This is a genomic window from Glaciimonas sp. GNP009, assembly GCF_054343755.1.
Map to the genome: position 1 here is coordinate 1,046,253 of NZ_JBTGUV010000004.1, position 24,864 is coordinate 1,071,116.

A 24,864-nucleotide genomic window follows, 5' to 3' on the forward strand; every position below is an offset into this window, starting at 1 on the left:
TTATTCCTTGGTAGGTGGTTGGATAATTGTATTTTGGTCGATCAGAGTCTTGACAACTTCGTCAATTTTTACGAAGTCTTTTCCTATGGGTTTAGCTATTGTGTATTGCACGTCGAAGCGATAATCTATGGTCCGATGTGCGATGTAAACAAATGTCCAAGGTAGTGGATCTTGCACACGAACTGCTTGCTCATCTGCCGCTTGAAAGATGTAATAGGTACTTAAAGAATCCGGCTTGTTTGGATTTCCCAATTGGTACATGCGGTAAATACCTTGGTATCCAATCCGATATTCCAACCCCCGACGGGTGGGATCAAAGTGATCTATCGCGTTATCCTCCATATTTTTTGCATAGTTGGCACTGGAACGATCAGGTGCTGATGTGGGGCTTAAATATATTTCCACCTCATCTTTTTCCGGGGCTTTTCCCGGTCTTATCGGCTCCATACTCGGATAATGAAAAGCAAACGTAATCAGATTTTTATCTGCATCATCCGCTTCATATTTAACAGGTAAAGTAAACGTCGCTTTCCCATCATTCGAATGCAGTTGTTTCACCGAATCGTCCTTCGTATTCGAAACGATCAAATAGAACACCACCACCGACAAAAAAATACAGAATATAAAAATCGCTATCGTCATCACAACGATCCCAAAAATACGCAGCCATGATCTTTTACGTTTCGTCATGCAGCGACCTTGTTTCTCGTTATTTCGGCACTTTGATTTTGTCCACTTATTGGGGTGTTCAACAGGTGATTGTTGAGCGCTTTGCTTAACACCAGAGCGCGTTGCGCGCTTGGTTGGTATTGGTCTAGCGTGTTTCGAATAGCATCAAAACTATCTAGTTGCAGCCCATCGGCATCCACCTTCAATGTAATCTGATCGATCAACGATTTAAAGCGTGTCTGCAACAATAACGAACCGTAGATCGATTCCTGCAATGCGTCATAAGCTAGATTGAGGCTGTTTACCTGTTCGGGATATAAACTAATCGTGATAGTCCCAGGCTGACCATTTTTGCCTTCCGCCATATTGAATCCGTTTAAACCATGACCAACAAAATTATGCATCGCAAAATAATATTGCCCGTTAAACGCTTCCAGAATATGCAGCTTCTTTTCCCACGCGGCAACGATGGCGCGACCGGCGGCGTCGTCAGTAATATCCTGACCGCCCAGCGATTTCCAGATCACGGTGTAAGCACTGCCAGCGCGTTCTTGCAGGGTTTTAGTCATGCCGGATGTGTCGGCCCAATCGGACAGCATTTGATCCAGCAAACCGCGTTGCTCTTCACGTGTGGTGGCGGCGCTGTAGTGTGCCAAGACGTCTTGCAGTGATGTCGACAAGCTGGCGGCTTCGCGCAGGTCGCGCACTTTGCCTGCGCCTTGCATATCGGGCAGGTCTTTGACGTTATCGGCAATCACGACTTCATCAGTAAACTCCCGATGGAAGGCGTCTTCCTCAAAATTTACGTCACCCATATTGCCGCTGCTGCCATCGGTTTTTGTGTACGTACCTTGGTCGGCTAACTGGTTACCATTGGCGAGTGTTTGGTTGTGTGATTTTTTGTTGACGTTGAGGCTGGCGATGCCGAGTTGGTCCAGTGTGAATAATTCATTGGCTTGAGAAATACCATCCTGATTGAGATCACGCCAGACTTTAAGTTGGTTCCAGTTGGCGTCGTTTTTATCGACCTTGCCATCGTGGTTGGAATCCAGATCGGCCAGTGCACCGAAACCATCGCTGGCGGTGTGGCCGTTGTCGAGTTGGGTGGAATTACCGAAGAGTTCCGTTCCGTTGTCGATCACGCCGTTACCGTTGCGGTCCATGACGAGCAAGCCATCGTCAGCGCCGACCCAGCCTGTCGCGGTTTTAATACCGTCGTTGTTGTTATCGAAGTAGATGTTGTTTTTGCTGCTGACGGTTTCGATGCCGTCGCCATCTAGGTCGAGGACCAAGGGATCGCAGCGGTAGGTGCGGGAGTGGGTGAAACGGTCATTGATTTCTTGGCCTATTTTAGTGGCTGCATCGAATGCCTCTTCGTAATAATTGGAAGCTAAATACCCTCCAGCCACTCCAGCAATAACTCCTAGGGGTATTGCAAACGGTCCGATGAATGGCGCGCTTACGCCAGCGACAAAAACACCTACTGCTTCACCGAACGCATAACCAGCGCCCAGTGAGCCGACCATTTTTACCTGACTAGTAAGGTCACCACCAATAGAGTTTCTCAACGTATCTAAGAGAGTATCTGCAACCGTTTTTGCATCGTCACCAGTTTGTACAACTTTTCCTAAATGTTCCACTACGGGTACAGCATCCTTACCTATTCCTTTTGCAATGGCTTTGATTGCTGCTGGTGTAGCATCAATAACAACGATGCCGGATTTTGTAACAATGTAAGCAATACTCATTTTAGTTTCTCGCTAATTTTAATTCGATTGTTTATTGAGTTTTTTGACACACATGACAGCCGTGCAAAAACAGAAAAATAATAAAAATAATAAATTGCAAAATATATAAACAATTTCACTTTCTATTAATAATTGAAATCGAGATGTGCTGATATTTTTTGTTGTCGTCATCATCAAAATTAAACATAAGCACATCAACCATAATTTCTTCACCTTATCCAAATAGCTTTTCTCTTTGATGTTTTCCTTTAATTTTTTATAAAATTTACCGGTATTCAGAAAAATGTTTTCTCTTATAGAAAAACTCAAAAAAATTGCGCCAAAAAAAAATAGAAATACAGAATAAATAATTTCTACAGGAAACCAATTGTGAGCAAACCTTAAGAAATGTCCCGTATAAAATACGTTGCAAAATCCCAGAAAAATGCACGTTCTTCCTATCAATAGAAGGGCTTTAGACATGATATTTTTTATGTCCATAAAACCGCCTCCCGATACTTTTCATTTACCTCATTACTAGGCCTAATCATGCCGCGACCTTGTTTATTTCGGCTCGTTGGTTTTGTCCACTTATTGCGGCGCTCAACAGGTGATCGTTAAATACTCCGCTTAACGCCGAAGCGCGTTGCGAGCTTTTTCCAAATTGATCTAGTCTGTTTCGAATAGCGTCAAAACTATCCAGATGCATTCCATCCACATCTATCTTCAATTCAATCTGATCAATCAACGACTTAAACCGTGTCTGCAATAACAGTGAACCGTAGATCGATTCCTGCAATGCGTCATAAGCTTGATTGAGGCTATTTACCTGTTCGGGATATAAACTAATCGTGATAGTCCCAGGCTGACCGTTTTTGCCTTCGACCATCTTGAAGCCGTTGTAACCCATGCCGGTCAGGTTATGCATCGCAAAATAATATTGCCCGTTAAACGCTTCCAGAATATGCAGCTTCTTTTCCCACGCGGCAACGATGGCGCGACCGGCGGCGTCGTCGGTGATGACCTGACCGCCTAGCGATTTCCAGATCACGGTATAAGCACTGCCAGCGCGTTCTTGCAGGGTTTTAGTCATGCTGGATGTGTCGGCCCAATCGGACAGCAGTTGATCCAGCAAACCGCGCTGTTCTTCACGTGTGGTGGCCGCGCTGTAGTGTGCCAAGACGTCTTGCAGTGAAGTCGACAAGCTGGCGGCTTCGCGCAGGTCGCGCACTTTGCCTGCGCCTTGCATATCGGGCAGGTCTTTGACGTTATCGGCAATCACGACTTCATCAGTAAATTCCCGATGGAAGGCGTCTTCCTCAAAATTTACATCACCCATGTTGCCGCTGCTGCCATCCGTTTTTGTATACGTGCCTTGGTCGGCTAGCTGGTTGCCATTGGCGAGTGTTTGGTTGTGTAATTTTTTGTTGACGTTGAGGCTGGCGATGCCGAGTTGGTCCAGTGTGAATAATTCATTGGCTTGCGATATGCCATCCTGATTGAGATCACGCCAGACTTTGAGCTGGTTCCAGTTGGCGTCGTTTTTATCGATCTTGCCATCGTGGTTGGAATCCAGATCAGCCAGCGCACCGAAACCATCGCTGGCGGTGTGGCCGTTATCAAGTTGGGTGGGATTGCCGAAGAGTTCCGTACCGTTATCAATCACGCCGTTGCCGTTGTGGTCCATGACGAGCAAGCCATCGTCAGCGCCGACCCAGCCTGTCGCGGTTTTGATACCGTCGTTGTTGTTGTCGAAGTAGATGTTGTTTTTGCTGCTGACGGTTTCGATGCCGTCGCCGTCGAGGTCGAGGACTAAGGGATCGTAGCGGTAGGTGCGGGAGTGGGTAAAACGGTCATTGATTTCTTGACCTAGTTTGGTAGATTCGTTTGCAATGGCTTTGATGGCTGCGGGCGTAGCATCAATAACAACAATTCCGAATTTCGTGACAATGTAAGCAACACTCATTTAAGACCTTAGTTAATTTATTTAGACAAAATTTCAAATTTCTTGAAACAGATGGAGGCGATAGAAAGCCAGAACATTAATAGAAACAAAAAAGTGCTGAATAAATAGAAGGTGTAACTATTAGTGAACTGAAATCTAGATATATGGCTGCCATCATTAGCCGTAGGAGCAACAAGTAAAAAAAACGAAATTAACCCCATTTTTTTTGTATTATCGAGATAGGTTTTATTTTCAACACTTTCTCTTAATTTTCTGTAAAACGTAGTTACATCTAAAGACTCGCGTTTACTCATTGAGAAGGTATCCAAGACCACGCCCACAAGAACGAAAATTACAGAAAAGAGAATCTCTACTGGGAACAAAGTATGAGAATTTCTTAAGAAATGCCCTATATAAAATACGTTACAAAATCCAAGGAAAATGCATATTCTTCCTATTAATAAAAGTGCTCTGGACATGATATTTTTTATGTCCATAAAATCGCCTCCTGACACCCTATATTTGCTTCGTTATCAGGCAGAGTCATGCAGCGACCTTGTTTTTCATTATTTCGGCTTTTTTATTTCGTCCACTTGTCGGAGCTTCTAACAGCCGGTCGTTAAACACTTTGCTTAAAGTCAGAACTGCATGGATGGGCATTGCAATAGACATAATTTATTCCTCGGACGATGACGCGACGGTGATGTTCTTTTTAATCAGGTCCGTGACGACTTGGTCTATTTTTATAAAGTCTTTTCCTATCGGTTTGGCTATCGTGTATTGCAAGTCGAAGCGATCATCGATTGTTCTGAGAGCTTTAAAACTAACGATAAATGGCAATGGATCTTTGATCGCGACGGGTTGTCCGTCTGCTGCCTGAAAGATGTAATACGTGCTGAGTGATTCCAACTCTTTCGGATTGCCTTGTTGATACCTGCGATAAATGCCGCGATTTTCTACGCGGTATTCGAGTCCTCGACGTGAGGGATCGAACTGATCGATCGCGTTTTTCTCCATATTTTCGGCGTCGTTAATTCGAGGAAAATCAGACACGGTTGTCCGGCTTAGATATATTTTTATCTCATCTTTTTTTGGTGCGCTTCCCTGTGTTATCGGTGCCATGTCTGGATAGTGGAAGGCAAAGGTAATCAGCTCTGTATTGGTGTTATTTGTTTCATATTTTTGAGGTAGTGTAAAAGTCGCTTTGCCGTCGCTTGAATGCAGTTGCCTCACTGTTTTATCCTCGCTGCAAGAGATAACTAAAGAAGCCGATACAGTCATTAGAAAAATGTGAAAGTAAGATCGTTTGCCTATCATCATGCTCACTACTCCTTGGTTGATTATGTCGATTACCCTGTCAACGTTTGACCATTTAAAACTTGCTTTGTGTCAAAGCGCATTGCACGCTTCAGTGGCGATGAATCGTGTTGCGAGCGGAACGCCATATACTCGTTGTTCACATTTTTATGGAACGTCGATTCCAATTGATTGCATCAAGATTGGATAGCGTGACTGCAATGGCAGAAAACGCTGTCATGAATTATTTTGGTGTCTATTTTATTTTTAATTATTTTCAATTTTACAAATGAAATTTCCGAATTGATACGAGACTATTCTCGAATTAACATGAAAAATTCTATAAATAAATTTATAAGGAAGATAACTCTCGGCGAAGATCGAGAATTCTCTTAGATGAATTTATTAGAATATTTATCGCTCTATTTATTGACATATTTTTTTATTTATTACGTGGTCTATCTCTCTCGCCCTGCCTCCTGAACGGCCTTCTGCACCGGCGATAACAGATATTCCAATACTGTCCGTTTGCCCTGCTGAATTTCTGCGACAACTTGCATGCCAGCGGTCATTTGTAATTGGTTGCCTTGCGGATCGACCAATATCTGATGCGCCAGTTTGATACGGGCTTTGTAGGTTGATCTGGCGTTGTTGCCGTCATCGCCGCTGGCATTGCCTGATGTACCAGTGGCGTTGGTGCTGCCCTTTTCGGGATCTGATGCGTCGGCGCTTAATCGTGTGACTGTGCCGGTCAACATGCCGTATTTTTGGAACGGGTAGGTAGCGAGTTTGATTTGCGCGGTTTGGCCGATTTGGACGAAGCCGACATCTTCGTTTTTGACAGAGACATCGGCATACAATTGCTCGTCCTGCGGCACGAGCGTCATGATAACCGTACCGGGTTGTACCACTGCGCCGACGGTTGTGGTGGCAAGATCGTTGATTACGCCATCTTGTGGCGCGCGCAGTTCCATCAGTCCTTGTTTGTAAATGGATTTATCCAGGTTCGGTTGCAATTGGGCGAGTCGGGCGTGGATGTCGGCAAGTTCGGTTTGCAGGTCGGCGTGATAGGTGTCGTGTAACTGGGTGATCCTTTGCTGTTGGGCTGCGATGGTTGCGGCAAGCGAGGCGACGATTGACTGTTGCGCGTCTAGATCTCTGGCTTTTTCAATGGCGTCGCGCTGCTTCTCGTCGGCAGCCAGACCGCTGACAAAACCTTCTTTTTCTAGCTTGGCGTAGGCTTCTGCACTGCGTTGATACAGCGGTAATGTTTGTTTTAATTTAGCGGAAATCTGCACCGCACTGCGGTACTCGTGCGTGGCTTTGATGACCAGTGATTTCTCTTGATCCAGACTGCTTAGAAATGCTTGCCTGTGCGCCAAAAATTGACGCTGTACCTGCGCGTATAGCTGCGGATCGTCTCCTGCTTTGGATGCCATCGTTTGATCTGCCAGTTCGGCATTGATCCGACGAATCTGCATGCGCTGGATGTCAATATCCTTGCTGACGCCGTTACGATCGGCGTTGGCCAGTGTGGTATCGAGTTGGGCTAATAGTTGACCGGCCTTGACGCTATGGCCTTCATTGACGAGTATTTTTTTGACGACGCCAGGTTCTGCCGGTTGCACGATCTTGACTAAGGTTTGCGGGACTAGCTTGCCTTCGGCGGTGGCAATAATGTCGAGTTTGCCGAACGCAGTCCAAATGATCAATATTAAAATAAGAATCGATACTGTCCATAGAACCAATCGCTTGATGTGGCTTGGCGCTTCGGCTTCGATCAAACGCAGAGGATCTTGCCAACGATTGGATGAAGGCAGCGCCATGATCGGGGCCATGTTTTGCGCGAGCTCCGACTGATCTGGTTTGCCCCACTTGTCTGATGATGTGGAATTATTTTTTGATGATGTCGAATTATTTTCTGATGCTGTATTGATGCTTGCATTCAGATTTGCATTGTCCGGTGGCGTGGATGGCATTAATTGCCTCCTTCTGTTGCTTGCAATATGGAATTACCAAGCACATTGCTTTCTGCGTCAGGGTTAACCAATTGCGCGCCGTTTGCGGTTAGGCTAAATACGGCGTCGACCTTCAGTCCCTGCGGTAAGCCATGTGTGATAAATAGCATCTTCACCTTGCCCTTGAGAGAGTTGATGGTCCGAGCAAATTGCTCTGCGGTAGGCGCATCGAGGGCGCTGGTGGCTTCGTCGAAGATGAGGATAGTTGGCTGCTTTAATAAGGCGCGGGCGATGGCAATACGTTGCTTTTGACCGCCGGAGAGGCCGGCGCCACGTTCGCCAATTTCGGTTTGATAGCCTTGCGGTAAGGCTTCGATGACGTGGTGAATTTCTGCCATTTTGCAGGCGGTGGTGATGGCCTCAAAATTAGCGTTGGGGCTGGCCATTTGTAGGTTCTCAAAGATAGTGCCGGAGAAGAGCGTGGTTTCCTGCGGCACGACGCCGAAGTAGCTACGCAGTTCGTTGGCCGCGAGATACCGGATATCGACGCCGTCAATCAGGATGCGACCAGCACTGGGTTGGTAGAAGCCTTGCAATAATTTTGCGAGCGTGCTTTTGCCGCAGCCTGATGGCCCCATAATGCCGATGGTTTGTCCTGGACGGATGGTCAGGGAGACGTTTTCATAGACGAGCGGAAGGTGATCGGCATAACGAAAAGCGATTTCGCCTATTTCGATTTCACCATGCCGTGCGGTGTCGCGTGCGGGGATGACTGAATAAGGTTCAATCGGCACGTTCATCAAATCGCCTAGCCGCGCTACCGATAGACTTGCTTGCTGAAATTGTTGCCACAGGCCGACCAGACGCAACATTGGTTGTGACAATTTGCCCGCAAACATCTGGAAGGCAACCAGCATCCCAATAGTGAATTCCTTTGAGTGCATGACGGTGTAGGCACCGATACCGAGGATCAACAGGCTAAGTAATTGCTCCAAAAAGTTGGCGGTGGTGTTGTAAGTATTGGCCAGTTGCTTGGTGGAGAAACCAGCTTGCAGATAACTGGCGAGATAACCGCTGTACTTGCTGTTGAGTTGCGGCTCTAGTTGTAATGATTTGACCGTTTCGAGGCCGGATACATATTCCGTCAGAAAGGCTTGATTGCGCGCCCCGAGTTGAAACTGTTGTTGCAGCCGTGTTTGAAACAACGGCGCTACAACGATACTTAGCCCGACGATTAACAATAAGACGGCCAACACAATCAGCGTCAAGGTAACGCTGTAATGAAACATAATGGCGACAAAAATAAATAGAAATGGCAGATCCAGTATCAATGTCACGGCTGCGCCAGAGATGAACTCGCGGATGGTTTCAATTCCGTGCAGACGCGCGGCAATGATGCCGGTCGGACGATGCTGAAAATACTGCGGCGGCAGTTTAAAAAGGCGTTCGAACACTGATGAACCCAATACCGCATCGACGCGGTTACCGGTATGTAATACCAGATATTGGCGCAACCACGATAAGACAGCCGAGAACAGCATAAAAATTGCCATGCCAATCGCAATCACGATCAGCGTGCTTTCTGTGCGGTGAACTACTACTTTATCGATGATGGTTTGCGTGAACAGCGGCGTTGCCAGTGCAATTAACTGGATCACCAGCGAGGCCAGCAATACTTCTTGCCACAATTTTTTGTGTTTGAGTAATTCAGGCACAAACCAGCTGAAGCCGAATGTGCGCGTTTGCCGCGCTTCGGTCTCGCTATCAATATCCGTACCGGGATCAGCTTGCACATTAATGCGGGTGAGAAAGCCGTGATACCGAAGTGAAAAATCTGCGGGCGACATCATGGTTGGTGATACCTCACCTTTTTCCAGTACCAAAAAACTGTCGGTATCGACTTCCAGGATGATGGCTGGTATCGCATCCGGCGCTTCTGGCGGTAGAACTGAAGTTGCGCTGTCTACGCTGTTTGGTGTGTTTGGCCTGCCTGCGATATCTGTCATCGCAATTGACACTTGGGTCATTGCCGATAGCAACGCAAGTTCGTTCGAATTGTTGCCCTCTGTTGGGGCGGCTTCGACTTGTAGAAAAGGGGATTTGGGTGTCAACCAAACGACGGTAGGTAGACATTCTTTGTCCACATCTGCGGTAACGCAGCGCGTTAGTTCCGCATCGAAGCCGTATAAAGCAATAGCCGCAACCATGGAATGAACGGTGTGTGGCGCAGCTAATTGTTGGATCGCTAATTCCATGGAAAAGGGCTTGCGATGAAGTACGCAGATTCCCTGTAAAGCCCAAAAAAATGCATTTGTATCGACCTTCTTATTACGCATAATGACGGCTTTTCTCTTTATGCCTATTTAAGGCATTATGTTGTTGGAAGTTGTGCTTTTATTACTTTTAGCAGTCGAGGCGTTGATAAACGCTTGCCTTCATTCAAATGGCATCAGACTCAACCTGCGCTGGTGGCAAAATCAGCATTCCACGTGATCGCTCAGCGTGTTTCCGTGCGGGTTATTGAACCGGATCGGTAGAGCTGAAGGTTTCAAGAATCGCATTAATGCTTTGGTTGTTAATTTAGACAGAGAGCCATTAATGAACGAAAAAACAGACGCGAATAGCGGCCCATAACTGCTCAAAGCATTGCGTGATAGCGCGCAGTTACACTGCACGTAAGCCCGCACATCCGTCGCGCGGCTGTCCTTGTCCAGATTATTATTTTATTTTCATTAATCCTGTGCAATTCTACAAAGCGCGCTTGCGAATTGATATGAGACAATTCTTAAACTGAGATAAGAAATATCCAAAAATTCGGGCAGATTTTTATTGGCTATTTGAGCCAAGCCAAGAAGGTACAATTCGTACCATTGATATGGTTGGCATGCAGGTTTGATGGTGCTGGCTTTTGATATCGTTTGCTGCCTTTTTTTTGCTTTTTTTCTACCAATTTTTTGTCGTTGTACGCAATTTCATACTATTCATATTCATAATTTTTTGTGGCCAAGTGGGCTGACTCAAAATTTCATTTCACCGCACTTAACATCGAAATAACCATTTTTTCCATGTATATCATTAACCTGTTGCTCCCCGATTTCACCCTGATCCTGCTTGGCGTTATTTTGCGGCGGACGACCGATTGGGGCGATGCCTTCTGGACCGGTGCCGAGAAGTTGGTGTATTACCTGCTTTTTCCTGCTTTGCTGTTTTATTCCACCGCGCGTACCGTATTGCATTTCGATACCACCGGAAAAATGCTCATGGTGGGATTAACGGCGCTTGGTGTGGCGATCATCCTGACCTGGATCGGCAAGCCGTTTTTGAAAGCAACGCCGATGGATTATGAGTCGGGTATGCAAACCGGCTATCGCTTCAATTCCTATATGGCGTTGGCGCTGGCGTCACGTATGGCGGGGGAAGAAGGTACGGGATTGATGGCATTGTTGATCGGCTTTGGCGTGCCGCTGTGTAACCTGGCGGCGGTGCACTCGCTGGTGCATAAAAACGGCGGGTTGTTGAAGGAACTGGCAAGAAACCCTTTGTTGGTCGCCACGGCATGTGGCTTGTTATATAGCTTATCGGGTATGCCAATACCGGATGTCGCCGGTGCGGTCTTGTCGCGACTCGGCAATGCCGCGTTGGCAATTGGCTTATTGCTGGTCGGTGCAGGTTTGCGTCTTACTGGCGTGCGTCAGGCCAAGTTGATGACGGGATTTTTTCTTACAGTAAAATTACTGGCGCTACCGGCGGCAGCGTTGATACTTGGTCGCTGGGTGGGATTGGGGGCCTTGCAATTGCAAATAGTCGTGTTGTTCTGTGCATTGCCGACGGCATCAAGCGCTTATATTTTGGCAGCACGGCTTGGTGGCAACGGACCTTTGGTGGCGTTTTTGGTTTCTGCAGGAACGGTATTGTCGGCGCTGACTTTGCCGTTATGGCTGGGATTGCTGCACTATCGTTAATTACGCTGCATCTGCATCAGATTACAGTCCGTACTGCTGCAATGCCCATTCAACATGCTCGCGAATCAAGGCAGATGGATCGTCGGCACGGGTTTGTAAGGCAGCGATGATTTCTGATGCATTATGCGTTGTTATGGCCGTTGCGGCTGTATTACCCAATCCGATCGCAATATTACGCAACCATCGCTCGTGCCCTATCCTGCGAATCGGGCTGCCTTGTAAGCGCTCATTAAATTGGGCTTCGGTCCAGCCAAACAGCCCTACTAACGTGGCGTTATCGAGACCGTTACGTACATCAAAATCATTCAACGTGGACGGTTGAGCAAACTTATTCCACGGACAAAATAACTGACAATCATCACAGCCGTACACGCGGTTGCCGATCAAGGCTCGAAATTCCAGCGGAATGCTGCCTTTTAATTCTATTGTCAAATAGGAAATACAACGGCGTGCATCCAAAGTATAGGGCGCGATAATGGCCTTGGTCGGACACACGTCGATACAGGCGCTACATTGACCGCAATGGGACGTGATCGGTGCATCCGTTGGGAGTGGCATATCCGTCAGCATCTCGCCTAGAAAAAATAACGAACCGGCTTCACGGTTCAACAGTAAGGTATGCTTTCCGCGCCAACCTAAACCCGCCTTTTGCGCTAGCGCGACCTCCATCACCGGTGCGGAGTCGGTAAATACACGATAACCAAAGGGACCAATTTCGGCGGTAATGCGATCTGCCAATTGCTGCAAGCGCGAACGTAACACCTTGTGATAGTCACGACCACGTGCATATAGCGATACCGTAGCCGACGTGGATGCACCGGGCTGAAGCCGATTTTTCTCACGCTGACGCCATGCGGCATCGCTATCTTGCGGCAAATAATCCATGCGCACGCTAATCGATCGAATGGTGCCCGGCACCAATTCTGCGGGTCGCGCACGCTTTAAACCGTGTGCTGCCATATAATCCATGTCACCGTGATATCCGAGCGCAAGCCAAGTCTCGAAGCCAGCTTCTTGTTGCGACAGATCGACATCCGTAATCCGCACGTCAGCAAAACCCAATTCGCGCCCCCACGCCTTGATGGTGGCGGCAAGCGCAACCATTGCGGTGGGGTTATGATCGCGTTTGATATCGTTATTGATATCGGTGCTGTTGTCGACGCTGTGATCGATGCCGTGATCGTTAAGATCAGCGCGATTCAAGGCGGTTTCAGTAAAATGCGGTAGAGACATCAGGACATCAACTCATCAATGACAGAGGACTATTTTACGAGATGCAAGACTTTACCTTTCATCTACATGACGAAGCAGGTACGTTTGCCCTTGGTGCTGCATTATCACGGGCGCTGGCACCGGGTCTGACGATTTATTTGCATGGGGACCTTGGGGCTGGCAAAACAGCACTGACCCGCGCCTTATTGCATGCTGCCGGTTATACCGGCCACGTCAAAAGCCCAACTTATACTTTGGTGGAACCTTATACCGTCAATATAAATCAACAAACGGTCGAAGTGATGCATTTTGACCTGTATCGCATGGGAAGTCCGGAAGAATTTCTAGAAGCCGGTTTCCGCGAGCATTTCAATGATTCCAATATTTGCATCGTTGAATGGCCCGAAAAAGCAGAAAATATTCTACCAACACCAGACATAAACGTCATTCTCAGCGTCTCAGGAGACGGGCGTGATGTAAAATTGTGCGGCGTAACCGATAAAGGTAATCAATGTCTCGCTCGACTGAAATTTGCACCAAACCTCTGAAGTCCAAAAGCCGCCGTACCATTCTCAAAGCAGGTGGAACGCTGCTTATTTCGGTTGTCGCGCCACTGACCTCGCAATCTGCACGGGCCGCACAAATTCTTGCGGTACGGGTCTGGCCTGCTGACGACTATACCCGCGTTACGCTGGAAAATGATGTCGAACTAAAAGCTACCCATTTTCTGGTGCAAAATCCTGCCCGAATGGTGGTCGATATCGAAGGGATTGAACTGAATCCGGCACTGAAAGAACTGGTCGCCAAAATTCAATCGAACGATCCTTATATTAAGCAGGTTCGGGTTGGTCAGAATCGACCAAATGTGGTCCGTCTGGTGTTTGACCTGAAAGATCAGGTCGTACCGCAGGTCTTTACGCTGGACCCAATCGGGAATTACAAATACCGTTTGGTGTTCGATTTGTATCCACTAGTGCCGCCCGATCCAATTGCCATGATGATCCAAAAAGGCGAATGGCCGACAGCGGAGCCGGGAGAGATCGTCCCGCCAGTAGCAGTCACCAAGCCAGTACCGGTGGTGCCACCGCCAGAACCGCCGGTGGCAAGGGTTGATCCCAAAGCGCAGAGAAAACTTGAGAAGTCGCCCACCATGACGCGGATGATCACCATTGCACTTGACCCCGGTCATGGCGGTGAAGATCCTGGCGCAACCGGTAGTCGCGGCAATCATGAAAAAGATATCGTGCTCGCCATCGCCAAGCGCCTTAAAGCCAAGATTGAACAGCAGCCTAATATGCGCGTAATGCTAACGCGTGACGCTGATTTCTTTGTGCCACTAGGTATGCGGGTGCAGAAGGCACGTAAAGTTCAGGCTGACTTATTTGTCTCGATCCATGCCGATGCTTTCGTGACACCCACTGCGCGTGGCTCGTCCGTTTTTGCATTGTCTGAAAAAGGTGCCACTTCGACCGCCGCCCGCTGGATGGCCAACCGAGAAAACGCCTCAGATTTGATTGGCGGGGTGAATATCAAAAGTCATGACAAGCAACTTGCGGGCGTTTTGCTCGATTTGTCTACCACTGCGCAAATCAATGACAGTATGAAACTTGCCAGCGCGGTCCTTGGTGAAATCGGCGGTATTAATAGGCTTCACAAAGGGTCGGTCGAACAAGCCGGTTTCGCAGTGCTTAAAGCGCCTGATATCCCAAGTATTCTGATTGAAACCGCCTTCATCTCAAACCCGGAAGAAGAAGCCAAACTGACCGACAACGCCTATCAGGACAAAATGGCCGACGCCATACTGACCGGCATTAAGAAGTATTTCTCGCACAATCCGCCACTGTCCAAGAACCAGATGACATAACTAGTATCTGCTCACCACTTTTGGTGGCAATGTGCAGACATAAAAAAAGGGTATGGCGCAAACAAATGCGTCATACCTTTTTTTACATCTGATCCATCGCTCTGATGGCAGCAGATTACATCAGCATTAAAGCACCATAAATCTTAGGCTGTACAACAACAAGCTGCATTTTCAGCAGCCCTAAGCTTGCTGCCCTTTTAGCTTTTGATACAGTTTCCATATCGCACCCAAAACCACAGGGATCGCTGCTGCGCCGACGCCAAGCAATACAATCGTATTTAAATGATCACGAATGATTGGCATATTTCCAAAGAAATATCCCGCTGACACCAGACCGACGACCCATAACAAAGCGCCAGTGATGTTGAAAAACTGAAACTTTGAAAATGTCATCTTGGACACGCCAGCCACAAAGGGCGCGAAAGTGCGGACAATGGGGACGAAGCGCGACAAAATGATGGTTTTTCCGCCATGATGTTCATAAAACGCATGCGTCCTTTGTAAAGCCTTTTGGTCCAGCCATCGATAATCGTGGGAGTAGACTTTCTCCCCGATCTTGCTACCGATCCAATAATTCAGCGTATTACCAGTGGTCGCCGCGATGATCAGCAAACCCATCAATAGCCAAATATTCATTTCGCCCATCGCGCAAAATGCACCGCCGATAAACAGCAATGTATCGCCAGGCAAAAATGGGAATACAACCAATCCTGTTTCACAAAAGACAATTAAAAATAACACCATATAGATTAAGGTGCCGTATTCCTTAATCAAGAATCCTAAGGATTTGTCAACGTGCAGAATCACGTCGATGAATTGCATAAAGTCCATAACTCTCCTAATGGTTGCGCGAAATAATACACTACACGGTTAGCCGAAAAAGCCAATGTCACTAAAAAAAATCACACACGGATTACCAGTAGACGACCGTTCATGCGCGAAACGATCGTAAATCAACGAAAATCATAAAACGCTCTTGCCGGTCTGTGCCGGTCAAAAGTAGTACTTATACAAAACTTCCCCACCAATACCACCTGACGACGGCCTTAATAAGGTGGTCGTCAGGTGCGCCACCGCTTGAGCGGTCTTGCGTCCATCCTAAAAAATAGAGATACCTTACTCCAGACAAGAATCAAGCTTCAGGGTTCGGTATAATCTGTAAATGAATGCTCCATTGCCCTCCTTTCGTGCTATCCAGGCTCTTCCTGACAACCTTATTTCGCAGATTGCTGCCGGAGAGGTGGTGGAACGACCGTCTGCGGTTGTTAAAGAACTACTAGAGAATGCGCTCGATGCTGGCGCAACCCAGATCACCGTCCGGCTCGAACAAGGTGGCATAAAACGCATTTCCATTACCGATAACGGCCGCGGCATCTCTCCAGAGCAGTTGCCGCTCGCGCTGGCACGCCACGCCACTTCAAAAATAACATCCCTACACGATCTTGAGAATGTAGCAACCCTGGGTTTTCGCGGCGAAGCACTGGCCTCCATCGCCTCGGTTTCGCAGATGACTTTCACTTCCCGCACTGCCGATGCCGCCCATGCTTGCGAAATCGACGGTAGTACGCTCGTCGTCACACCGTCGTCCGGCGGCCAAGGCAGCACGGTCAATGTCCAGGATTTGTATTTCAATACACCTGCACGCCGCAAATTTTTAAAATCCGACCAGACCGAATACGGCCATTGTGCTGAAGTGGTCCGCCGCATTGCGTTGTCACGGCCAGATGTTGCGTTTTCACTATCGCACAATGGTAAAACCGTCGATCACTGGCTAGCCACCGAAAGTGCCAAACGCAGCGCCAGCATACTTGGCACCGAATTTGCCGAAGCCAGATTGCCGCTAGACGAAAGCGCCGGCACCTTACGCTTATATGGCTTCGTCGGACTTCCGACCGCCTCCAAAGCGCGTGGCGATTCGCAGTATTTTTATGTTAATGGCCGCTTCGTGCGCGATAAAGTACTCATGCATGCGGTCCGTGCAGCTTATCAAGACGTACTGCATGGCGATCGCTTTCCAACGTATGTACTGGCATTGGATCTGGACCCGTCGCTGGTAGACGTCAATGTCCACCCATCCAAAATTGAGGTGCGCTTTCGCGATAGCCGGTCGATCCACCAATTCATTTATCACGCGGTCAATCGCGCGTTAGCGCTCACTTCTGCGACATCCTTTGGCACCACGCCAGCGCCGATACCCGCGCCCAGTGGCGCGATGCCGTGGATGCGTGGCTCCGCCGAACACTTACAAGCTATTTTGCAGCCACAACCGCATCAACAGACCACATTTGGTGGGCAATTTAGAGGAAATACTTATCCCGGCGTAGCACAGTCACCCACCCAATACGGCGCCTTGTTTAATCAAGCCACACCAACAAACCCCTCGGCGGCGCTGGGTGTTGGTATGCCTGATGCCCACCAGACCAACGCGAACGATGAATTCCCGCTCGGCTTCGCATTGGCCCAATTACACGGCATTTACATCCTCGCGCAAAATGCCAAAGGTTTAGTGTTAGTGGATATGCATGCCGCGCATGAGCGCATTTTGTACGAGCAACTCAAAGATGCATTGGACGAAAACGCCATGCAAGTTCAGCCGTTACTGATTCCTGTGACGTTTTATGCAGATGACGTGGAAGTCGGCACGGTTGAAGAAAATCAGGAAATCCTGAAATCGCTAGGATTCGACATTGCCGCAATGTCGCCGACAACGCTGGCTGTGCGTGCCGTTCCCGCGCTATTAAAAAATGCCGATGCCCAAACGCTTGCGCGAGATGTGCTGCGGGATGTCCGCGAATTTGGCGGCTCAAGAGTATTGGTAGAACGCCGCAATGCATTGCTCGGCACTCTCGCTTGTCACACAGCGGTGCGTGCCAACCGACATTTGACCGTGCCAGAAATGAACGCCCTACTACGCCAAATGGAAGCCACCGACCGCGCCGACCAATGCAATCATGGTCGTCCGACATGGAGCCAACTGGCAATGTCCGACCTCGATAAACTCTTTTTGCGTGGGCAATAACTGCAATAAGCCGGAATAGTATCGATCAACGAGAAGCGCAATGTGTGTAATCCGCCCAAGAGTCATGGCCGCCAATGACCCTCGACTGAATACGATCAGTACCTAATATTCAAGTCAAGCTCAGGTCGACTTCACGTAAAATTCACGCAATCATCAATTTTGCTCCGACGCTTGCCACCATGCAAAGACCCGGACAAACAAATACCGGAGTGATGACGGAACGGTAGCGCTATGCGCGGCCTGAACCAGCACAATAACGTAAGCCAAAAACTGATAACCGCATGAATCAATCCGCACCAAAACGCCCGCTCGTAATCGCCATCATGGGCCCCACTGCCTCCGGCAAAACTGCAGCCGCGCTCGAGATCGCCCGTCACATTCCGTCCGAAATTATCTCGGTCGACTCCGCGCTGGTCTATCGCGGCATGGACATCGGCACCGCCAAACCAACCCCCGCCGAACGCGCCGCTGCGCCGCACCACCTCATTGATATCATTGACCCGACGCAATCGTATTCGGCCATGCAATTTTGCGACGACACGCTGGCTTTGATCGAACAAATACACGCCCGCGGCAAGCTCGCCCTCATGGTCGGCGGCACCATGCTCTACTTCAAAGCTCTGCGCGATGGCCTGGATACACTGCCGCAAGCCGATCCCGCACTACGCGCCCGCTTAGACGCCGAAGCCGCAATTATCGGCGTGCCAGGAATGCACGCCAAGTTAGCGCTACTCGACCCGCTCACCGCAGAGCGCCTCAAACCCAACGACAGCCAACGCATCCAACGCGCCCTTGAAATTATCGAACTCAGCGGTCATACCATGTCATCGCTACTGACCAACAAACCGCCCCCGCAACTTCCGTTCGATGTATTGCCGATCGCGCTGGAACCGTCCGACCGCAGCGTACTGCACAGCCGCATCACCCAACGCTTCGATATGATGCTTGACAGCAACGACGGCGGACTCGTCGCCGAAGTCGAATCCCTACGCGCCCGTGGCGACCTGCATCTAGGCTTGCCATCGATGCGCTGCGTCGGCTATCGCCAAACCTGGGAATATCTCGACGGCCAATACGATTTCAACGAAATGCGCGAAAAAGGCATCGTCGCCACCCGCCAACTAGCCAAACGTCAACTCACCTGGCTTCGCGCAATGCCCGACCGCATCATCATCGATTGCATCGGTAATAATGTTGCCAATACGGTATTGGATACCGTTATCCAGGCTCAGGATCAAAACCAGCCAAAATAAAGCGAAAATCATCAAAATCAGCCCCCAATTCGCTTGACAACAATTGGAGTGATAGATCATACTAGCGGGCTTCTTTGGTGATATAGCTCAGTTGGTTAGAGCACAGCACTCATAATGCTGGGGTCGGTGGTTCAAATCCACCTATCACCACCATGATCATGTTCTAGGTAGTACAGGAACGTACAGAAACCCGCACTTCTCACTATGAGGATGCGGGTTTTTTGTTTGATATCGTCCGATGTTATCCATTTATATCTAAGGTTTTTACATCCCTACTTTCATCAATGGATGCATGCCAACCTCCCTGAATGAAAAATGCCTAAACTTGCCACCCCGCTGAACGGTATCCAGCTCAAACGTGCCAGACCAAAGGGTAATACTTATACATTGGCTGATGGTGGGAGGGATGTATCTTGAGGTCGCTCCGACCGGTTCAAAAATATGGTGAATGCGTTACCGTTAACCCGACGGTAAAAACACACGTTTGCCGTTCGGTGCCTACCCGGAAGTATCGCTTTCTGGATGGACGTAAGAAGCGCATGGATGCAAAAAAACAAAAAACGGATGGAACCGAGCCTGCGCAAGCGAAACGAATTGAAAAAAATAACAAGTACTGCCAACCCGAATACATTCGATGCGGTAGCGCGTGAGTGGCATGCTAATAAGATGGACACGTGGGGAAAACTAGCTGCAGACATGTTCTGAGCCGTTTATAGAAAGACATTTTTCAGTTAATCGGAAGGATGCCGATTACTGACGTCAAAGCGCCAATCATGCTCGATGTATTGCGGCAAATCGAAAAACGTTGCGCCTTAGATATGGCGAGGCGCCAGGGCCTGGTCTGTGGCCAAATATTCCGCTACGCCATTGCAGTCGATAGAAACTGAAGTAGACCCTTCCCCAGCCTGCGAGGTGCGCTCAAGCCAGGTGCAAAAGGTCACCAGCCATCACGGCGGACGGTCTACCCGAGTTTATCCGTGCATACGAGCAGATCGACGGCCGAATGTACCCACCGACCAGAATTATGTTCCGGCCAATGATGTTGATCTTCGTGCGCACCAGCGAATTGACGATAACGGAATGGAAAGAAATCGACCTCGAAAAGGAAGATTGGCTAATTCCGTGGCAACGCATAACGATGGAAAAAAAGAAGCTGAGCCCACGCAAAGTAGACGATCACGTATTTTTTGCAAATTCAAGGTTGTATTTTATTAAGAGAACTCCACCAATACACAGGCAATAACAAGTATCTCTTTTACAACCTGCGCGATCCTCAGAAGCGTGCAACTAATTTCGGTATATTGGCAGCTATCAAGCGCATGGGATACAGCGGCGCAATGACCGGACACGGCTTCAGATTGCTTGCCATGGGCGTGATTAAGGGGCGCTTGGGCTATCGTCACGAGGCCGTTGACCGTCAGCTATCACATGCTTCAGGAGATACCTACGGCGAGGCCTATGACCGTGCAATGTTTCTTGATAAGCGCAAGGTGATGATGCAGAAGTATGTGGATTCTCCTGAGACTGTGGCAGGCGGGAAGGTCATTGCTCGAAAGTTTGGGCGGGTGGGCTGATGCGTTAGTGCATGCGTTGTTTCGTCATAGCAAAACGGCAGGACAAGGCATTATATTAAAACCAAACCTCGGAATAGTATCAACGAATGTACACAGTCTTTACCAGAATACAGATAAAAAAACCCTTATATTTAATGTGACCCGTACCGCTTATCCAGACCGCAACCACTATAAAGATTCGATTGCGAGTTAATGCGCTTGGCTGCAACTAGTCAAAATAACGTGCTTTACCAATAACCTTGCATCACGGTTTCGGACATGACATCAGGAAGACTTTTTGCGTGGCTGCTGGATTTTGACGGTGTGCCCGACAATCTGGCCGCTATCGTTGATGCTCCAGGTTCCGATGCAAAAAGCCTGCTCCGGGCAGGCTCGGACTGAACGTAAAAAACGTTTATGCGTTGTTAATGCCTGATTTGCGACGTGCCACTGCGAAACCAAAAATTCCCAAAGCCAGCAATGCAATAGATCCCGGTTCAGGTACATTGGCTGTGGCATTACCTGGCGTGAACGTGAAATTTTGAAAAGTCACAAAACCAAGCGATTCGTCAAGGCGTGTCAGGTTCGTGAAGCCCGTTAAGGAAAATGTTTCGATACCAACACTATAGCCTGGCACTGTGAAACTCTTGCTGATGGTAGAGCCGTCAATCTTTGTGCCGAGAAAGGTCACGACTGACGCAGGATCAGCGTTGTTGAACATTGAAAATTGTTCCGACGTGAAGTCAAAGCTATTAAAGCCGGAGCCAGCGGTGTTCTTGACGGTAAGCGTTGACGGATAACCATATGGACCAGCAAAATTATTTTGAACAATATTCGGTCCAACAAATCCGAGAGAATCGGTAAAAGTCATCCCATCCTGCGTATACGTTTTAACCGTCCCAAATGTGCTTCCAAGACCTGCGAAATCGATCACATTTGCATTTGCATTTGCAAGTGCAGCCAGTAGACCTACGGCCGAAAATGCTACAGCAGCAGCGGAAGACCAAGAATTAAGAATTTTCATTTTTTTCCCAAGGAATGATTAAAGAATAATTCTAAATAAGCAACAATCATGCCCAAAAAAAACTTCTTTAATATCAATGACTTAAAAAAATATAATTTTTACGCCTCGTAATATGTAAAATTTGCTGACAACTGATATCGGTGTCGGTAGCCGGCGGCGACCTCCCCGGCACTGGCACTCGTAGCGCAAAAAATGGGCGAGAAATCTCATCCTGTAAGCAAAATTGCTGAGAATGTATCATCGCTGTAATTCGGTCGATGGCGCAGCGCAATTGTCGTTGCATTTTTGCAGCAGTGTAGTCAATTAAGGGCTAGCCTCCATTCCGGATCGATAAGCGTAGTACCTCAAAAAAATAGTTACACTACGCGTATTAATATGTGATTGTTATTCCGTCTGTTCGCGCTAACGCGATTTTGAACCAGGCTGCCGGAATTCATTGCCGCAGCTGCTCGCATGGAAAATAGTTTCCCCACTGCTGGATTTTGATGGTTGAAGATGGGTCAGTGAAGGTCGGCAGCCTGGGTCAAAATCGCGTCAGTGCCAACACTATAGAATATACAAAGTCCCGCTTAAGCGAGAGTGGACAGCGGGCAGCGGACAGTGAAAGAAATACCGCTGCAAAAGAATCCACGCGAGCTGCCGGTGAATCTCAATCGAGGAGGTAACTCACTTCCTCGATTGCGTCGGCAGCCAGAAGCACCGCTGCATTTTGATGTTATGCGTATCGGGGCAACGGGTTGCCAAACAGGGTATTGAGTCACCGTTCCGCGCCTGCAAAGCCCGCCAGACATAATCGCTTGTTATACTAATATCCCGGATACGACCGCCTGCAACGACCAGCGCGCTTCTACCCTGGTTCCACTATTCAGACCCGATTGAATCCAAAAATTACCAGCAGACGACTCTACCCGTTCACGCATGCTTTTTAATCCCAATCCCCCCTGATTCGCAGTGGAAAAATCGAGTGGATTGGCATCAAAACCTTTACCGTTATCACGGATGATCAAACGCATATTAGCGTGCTCCACCTGCAGAGAGACGGTTACCTCGGATGCCTGTGCATGCTTGGCGACATTATTTAATGCCTCCTGAATAATGCGGAAAATGTCCAATTTCAGCACTTCCGGGACTTCCGCTTCAATCACATCCAGATCAAGATTCAGGCGCACGTCGTGATATGCTTTTTTGTAAATGCGGCAATGCCATTGAATCGTCGGAATCAGGCCCAAATCGTCTAGGCTACTAGGACGCAATTCAATCGAGATACGCCTGACTTCATTCATTGCTTCTCGCAACCGTACCACCGTCTCATCAAGAATTTTCGCGCCCTCGTCCGGCTTTCCGCTTTTTACCTGTCGCGCGGCATCTTCGATCATAAACTTTATCATTGCCAACACTTGTCCAATGCCGTCATGCAATTCGGAAGAGACACGTTTCAGCTCGAGTTCGTGGGCTGCAATTAAACGATTCGAAAATTGTTGAAGTTTTGGTTCTGATCGATCCAAAGTTTGCAGTAAAGCGTTGCGATTGTTTTTTTCAGTGAGCACCAGCAACATAGAACGCGTGATGCCATCAGAATGTTCAATCGACTGGGGCACGATAGTGAGTGTACTTTTGCGACCGCTACGGCCTTTAAAAAGGATCTCAAACGATTCGAGCTTGCCAGACTTCAGCGGAAAGGTCAGTACTTGATCAAGCCCCCCTTGACCATTTTCTACTAAATGCGTCAGCAAGGTATCCTGTAGTTCTTCTACCTTAAATCCCAGCATTGCCGCCGCTATCTCGTTGATGCTCAGTATCTTGCTTTGGCTATCCACAATCAGCGAGGCTATCCCGATCAGCTCAGTTAGCTCACCAAACTGTGACTTCGACAACTCCAGCTCGCTACACATCCTGCGCATGGTCATCATCACTTGCTGCAGCTTTAACATTATTGTCTCCTTGCGAGCCTAGGAACCTACTTCGTGAACCGTATTCATTGCGAATAATAAGATTTCCGACTATCAACATACGGACGCGGTTACGTAGCTTTTTTTCCATCATACATTGCGCATCATAGTCGTTACCGCGATCCTGCATTCCTGGTCAGTCGCGGCCATTTATTTCTTCAGCGGCAGCAAAGCGCTATTCAGCGTTTGGCACCGCAGGCAATGCGTTAGGATTTGTAGTTCCCTTTGGTTGTCTTGGCGGAGTAAGGAATGGTGAAGTCGCTTTGCTCGTCGCCGTTCTTTTCGACGGGGCTTGCCCGACCGTACCGGCCGGTGCGGCCTCGCTTCCGCTATCTGCGCTGCATGCACTCACAGCAAGCATAATAAGCAAAACCAAGGGGAATAATAATGGATCCACTTTGCACCGTACAATCGCCACAATCAATCTCCATTTCCATGTTCCTACCTAAGCCTAAAGCTGACACGTTAGGTTAAGGGCCAGACGTCACAGCGGGCGCAGAAAAAAGGGCATCGCTCAATACAGGATTGAGCATGACATGGTCAATCACTATGCGCTCAGTGGTACGCGTCCCGCCGATCGCGGTGTCCAGCACATGGGGGATCTGAAGCCCGTGTACTTTCTTGTAACCGGAAAAATAGGTCTCTACCGGCCAAACTGATCCCCCTACCATCCGGGTGCCGTCAATTTTGGTATCGAGAAAGGTGTCGGCATCAATCCAGAGATGCCGCACCTGACCGTCGCGCAATGTTAAGGCGAGGCGATAGTTATTACGTCCGTCCACCAATTCGAGGCCTTCGAGGAGCACTTTAGTCCCTTTTGCCGCGCTATCCATCAGCGGACCATCCAGATCCTGTTGCGTCGCCGCCGCGTGCGCAGTCTGCGGTGCGTATTTCACCGCTACAGCCCCGCTAGATGTAGGCATCACCGTCCATCCTTGCATCCCATCGAAAACCTGAATCGCTGTCGACCCATGGTATTGAATTTCCAAATACATCTTATGCGGGCGCTGCATATGCAGGGTGAAGGGCACACTCCGGTCGCGCGCCCCGCCGCCAATGGTTGAATGGGCACCCGAACGCGGTTTGTGGATTCCATTGATGGTGCTAAGCTGGACCTGCTCCATCCGGCCGACCTCACTTAAACCTGTAACCGCATGCCATGCGTCAATGCCGCCGCGCGCGGCACCATTGCGGGCGATGATTTGGGCGACAGTGAGTGTCTGTACTTGCGGATTTTCAGCAGAGGATCCTTGTTGAACCGGAGCGATCGCATGGGCTGTGAGGGCGATTGTCAGCATCGCCATCCACGTAATAAGCATGGTCAGCAGCAATCCGGTGTGCAAGATGGACAAACCGAAGATACGGGCGGCCCCGCGATCGCGCATCCCCTCCTCGTCGGAGCATATTGACATTAAGCGCCCTGAGTTTTTCAT

Annotated in this window: 20 protein-coding genes and 1 tRNA gene; 9 read left to right on the forward strand and 12 right to left on the reverse strand. The window is 48.6% G+C overall.

Going from position 1 to position 24,864, the window contains the following annotated elements; genetic code table 11:
• The 7 genes from ACXX82_RS05645 to ACXX82_RS05675 form a co-directional block, all read right to left on the reverse strand.
• The gene (locus ACXX82_RS05645; RefSeq protein WP_458562584.1) at positions 1 to 690 is read right to left on the reverse strand and encodes a hypothetical protein; all 690 of its coding nucleotides are present in this window, start codon (positions 688 to 690) and stop codon (positions 1 to 3) included.
• Positions 687 to 2,417 (reverse strand): SPM autocatalytic domain-containing protein, encoded by a 1,731-nt coding sequence (locus tag ACXX82_RS05650; protein ID WP_458562585.1) that lies wholly within the window; start codon positions 2,415 to 2,417, stop codon positions 687 to 689. The genes ACXX82_RS05645 and ACXX82_RS05650 overlap by 4 nt, the downstream gene beginning before the upstream one ends.
• Before the next feature lie 526 nt (positions 2,418 to 2,943).
• Positions 2,944 to 4,362, reverse strand: coding sequence for an SPM autocatalytic domain-containing protein (locus ACXX82_RS05655; protein WP_458562586.1), 1,419 nt, complete (start codon positions 4,360 to 4,362; stop codon positions 2,944 to 2,946).
• Between the two features lie 17 nt (positions 4,363 to 4,379).
• Positions 4,380 to 4,838, reverse strand: coding sequence for a hypothetical protein (locus ACXX82_RS05660; RefSeq protein ID WP_458562587.1), 459 nt, complete (start codon positions 4,836 to 4,838; stop codon positions 4,380 to 4,382).
• A gap of 178 nt (positions 4,839 to 5,016) precedes the next feature.
• Positions 5,017 to 5,661 carry a hypothetical protein gene (locus ACXX82_RS05665; protein ID WP_458562588.1) on the reverse strand — a complete coding sequence of 215 codons (645 nt, stop codon included), beginning with the start codon at positions 5,659 to 5,661 and terminating at the stop codon, positions 5,017 to 5,019.
• Between the two features lie 434 nt (positions 5,662 to 6,095).
• A complete protein-coding gene (locus ACXX82_RS05670) occupies positions 6,096 to 7,616 on the reverse strand; it encodes an HlyD family type I secretion periplasmic adaptor subunit (protein ID WP_458562589.1) in 1,521 nt (506 codons plus the stop codon).
• Positions 7,616 to 9,850, reverse strand: coding sequence for a peptidase domain-containing ABC transporter (locus tag ACXX82_RS05675; protein ID WP_458562590.1), 2,235 nt, complete (start codon positions 9,848 to 9,850; stop codon positions 7,616 to 7,618). Before ACXX82_RS05675 ends, ACXX82_RS05670 begins: the two co-directional genes overlap by 1 nt.
• Positions 9,851 to 10,660: 810 nt before the next feature.
• Here ACXX82_RS05675 and ACXX82_RS05680 point away from each other — a divergent pair.
• Positions 10,661 to 11,557: an AEC family transporter gene (locus ACXX82_RS05680; protein ID WP_322232592.1), complete on the forward strand. Its 897-nt coding sequence runs from the start codon at positions 10,661 to 10,663 to the stop codon at positions 11,555 to 11,557.
• A gap of 21 nt (positions 11,558 to 11,578) precedes the next feature.
• Here the strand turns inward: ACXX82_RS05680 and queG are convergent, their stop codons facing one another.
• The gene (queG, locus tag ACXX82_RS05685; protein WP_458563960.1) at positions 11,579 to 12,661 is read right to left on the reverse strand and encodes a tRNA epoxyqueuosine(34) reductase QueG; all 1,083 of its coding nucleotides are present in this window, start codon (positions 12,659 to 12,661) and stop codon (positions 11,579 to 11,581) included.
• A gap of 170 nt (positions 12,662 to 12,831) precedes the next feature.
• Here queG and tsaE point away from each other — a divergent pair, with 170 nt between their 5' ends.
• Both tsaE and ACXX82_RS05695 read left to right on the forward strand, forming a co-directional pair.
• A complete protein-coding gene (tsaE, locus tag ACXX82_RS05690; protein WP_322232593.1) occupies positions 12,832 to 13,317 on the forward strand; it encodes a tRNA (adenosine(37)-N6)-threonylcarbamoyltransferase complex ATPase subunit type 1 TsaE in 486 nt (161 codons plus the stop codon).
• Positions 13,281 to 14,633, forward strand: a complete 1,353-nt coding sequence (locus ACXX82_RS05695; protein ID WP_322232594.1) for an N-acetylmuramoyl-L-alanine amidase — start codon at positions 13,281 to 13,283, stop codon at positions 14,631 to 14,633. The genes tsaE and ACXX82_RS05695 overlap by 37 nt, the downstream gene beginning before the upstream one ends.
• Before the next feature lie 180 nt (positions 14,634 to 14,813).
• Here ACXX82_RS05695 and ACXX82_RS05700 read toward each other — a convergent pair whose 3' ends face one another.
• Entirely contained in the window at positions 14,814 to 15,464 is a 651-nt protein-coding gene (locus ACXX82_RS05700; RefSeq protein ID WP_322232595.1) for a VTT domain-containing protein, read from the reverse strand.
• A gap of 331 nt (positions 15,465 to 15,795) precedes the next feature.
• Between ACXX82_RS05700 and mutL the strand changes: the two genes are divergently transcribed.
• The 6 genes from mutL to ACXX82_RS05730 all read left to right on the forward strand — a co-directional run bounded on the left by mutL (position 15,796) and on the right by ACXX82_RS05730 (position 20,860).
• A complete protein-coding gene (gene mutL, locus ACXX82_RS05705) occupies positions 15,796 to 17,652 on the forward strand; it encodes a DNA mismatch repair endonuclease MutL (protein ID WP_458562591.1) in 1,857 nt (618 codons plus the stop codon).
• A 281-nt stretch (positions 17,653 to 17,933) separates the two neighbouring features.
• Positions 17,934 to 18,905, forward strand: coding sequence for a tRNA (adenosine(37)-N6)-dimethylallyltransferase MiaA (miaA, locus tag ACXX82_RS05710; protein WP_322232597.1), 972 nt, complete (start codon positions 17,934 to 17,936; stop codon positions 18,903 to 18,905).
• Between the two features lie 76 nt (positions 18,906 to 18,981).
• Positions 18,982 to 19,058, forward strand: a tRNA-Met gene (locus ACXX82_RS05715).
• Positions 19,059 to 19,678: 620 nt separating this feature from the next.
• A complete protein-coding gene (locus ACXX82_RS05720; RefSeq protein ID WP_458563961.1) occupies positions 19,679 to 19,792 on the forward strand; it encodes a phage integrase central domain-containing protein in 114 nt (37 codons plus the stop codon).
• Positions 19,793 to 20,092: 300 nt separating this feature from the next.
• Complete coding sequence (locus tag ACXX82_RS05725) at positions 20,093 to 20,479, forward strand: tyrosine-type recombinase/integrase (RefSeq protein ID WP_458562592.1); 387 nt, start codon at positions 20,093 to 20,095, stop codon at positions 20,477 to 20,479.
• Between the two features lie 258 nt (positions 20,480 to 20,737).
• Positions 20,738 to 20,860, forward strand: coding sequence for a hypothetical protein (locus ACXX82_RS05730; protein WP_322232641.1), 123 nt, complete (start codon positions 20,738 to 20,740; stop codon positions 20,858 to 20,860).
• Between the two features lie 13 nt (positions 20,861 to 20,873).
• Here ACXX82_RS05730 and ACXX82_RS05735 read toward each other — a convergent pair whose 3' ends face one another.
• The 3 genes from ACXX82_RS05735 to ACXX82_RS05745 form a co-directional block, all read right to left on the reverse strand.
• Entirely contained in the window at positions 20,874 to 21,482 is a 609-nt protein-coding gene (locus ACXX82_RS05735) for a PEP-CTERM sorting domain-containing protein (RefSeq protein ID WP_322232642.1), read from the reverse strand.
• Positions 21,483 to 22,282: 800 nt separating this feature from the next.
• Complete coding sequence (locus ACXX82_RS05740; protein ID WP_323506033.1) at positions 22,283 to 23,413, reverse strand: sensor histidine kinase; 1,131 nt, start codon at positions 23,411 to 23,413, stop codon at positions 22,283 to 22,285.
• A gap of 488 nt (positions 23,414 to 23,901) precedes the next feature.
• Entirely contained in the window at positions 23,902 to 24,843 is a 942-nt protein-coding gene (locus tag ACXX82_RS05745) for a LolA-like protein (protein WP_458562593.1), read from the reverse strand.
• Positions 24,844 to 24,864: the final 21 nt, after the last annotated feature.

Bases quoted from the DNA above. Each gene is read 5' to 3' on its own strand.
- ACXX82_RS05645 (WP_458562584.1), bottom strand. From the start codon at position 690: ATGACGAAACGTAAAAGATCATGGCTGCGTATTTTTGGGATCGTTGTG.
- ACXX82_RS05650 (WP_458562585.1), bottom strand. From the start codon at position 2,417: ATGAGTATTGCTTACATTGTTACAAAATCCGGCATCGTTGTTATTGAT.
- ACXX82_RS05655 (WP_458562586.1), bottom strand. From the start codon at position 4,362: ATGAGTGTTGCTTACATTGTCACGAAATTCGGAATTGTTGTTATTGAT.
- ACXX82_RS05660 (WP_458562587.1), bottom strand. From the start codon at position 4,838: ATGGACATAAAAAATATCATGTCCAGAGCACTTTTATTAATAGGAAGA.
- ACXX82_RS05665 (WP_458562588.1), bottom strand. From the start codon at position 5,661: ATGATGATAGGCAAACGATCTTACTTTCACATTTTTCTAATGACTGTA.
- ACXX82_RS05670 (WP_458562589.1), bottom strand. From the start codon at position 7,616: ATGCCATCCACGCCACCGGACAATGCAAATCTGAATGCAAGCATCAAT.
- ACXX82_RS05675 (WP_458562590.1), bottom strand. From the start codon at position 9,850: ATGGAATTAGCGATCCAACAATTAGCTGCGCCACACACCGTTCATTCC.
- ACXX82_RS05680 (WP_322232592.1), top strand. From the start codon at position 10,661: ATGTATATCATTAACCTGTTGCTCCCCGATTTCACCCTGATCCTGCTT.
- queG (WP_458563960.1), bottom strand. From the start codon at position 12,661: ATGGTTGCGCTTGCCGCCACCATCAAGGCGTGGGGGCGCGAATTGGGT.
- tsaE (WP_322232593.1), top strand. From the start codon at position 12,832: ATGCAAGACTTTACCTTTCATCTACATGACGAAGCAGGTACGTTTGCC.
- ACXX82_RS05695 (WP_322232594.1), top strand. From the start codon at position 13,281: ATGTCTCGCTCGACTGAAATTTGCACCAAACCTCTGAAGTCCAAAAGC.
- ACXX82_RS05700 (WP_322232595.1), bottom strand. From the start codon at position 15,464: ATGGACTTTATGCAATTCATCGACGTGATTCTGCACGTTGACAAATCC.
- mutL (WP_458562591.1), top strand. From the start codon at position 15,796: ATGAATGCTCCATTGCCCTCCTTTCGTGCTATCCAGGCTCTTCCTGAC.
- miaA (WP_322232597.1), top strand. From the start codon at position 17,934: ATGAATCAATCCGCACCAAAACGCCCGCTCGTAATCGCCATCATGGGC.
- ACXX82_RS05720 (WP_458563961.1), top strand. From the start codon at position 19,679: ATGCTCGATGTATTGCGGCAAATCGAAAAACGTTGCGCCTTAGATATG.
- ACXX82_RS05730 (WP_322232641.1), top strand. From the start codon at position 20,738: ATGACATCAGGAAGACTTTTTGCGTGGCTGCTGGATTTTGACGGTGTG.
- ACXX82_RS05735 (WP_322232642.1), bottom strand. From the start codon at position 21,482: ATGAAAATTCTTAATTCTTGGTCTTCCGCTGCTGCTGTAGCATTTTCG.
- ACXX82_RS05740 (WP_323506033.1), bottom strand. From the start codon at position 23,413: ATGTTAAAGCTGCAGCAAGTGATGATGACCATGCGCAGGATGTGTAGC.
- ACXX82_RS05745 (WP_458562593.1), bottom strand. From the start codon at position 24,843: ATGTCAATATGCTCCGACGAGGAGGGGATGCGCGATCGCGGGGCCGCC.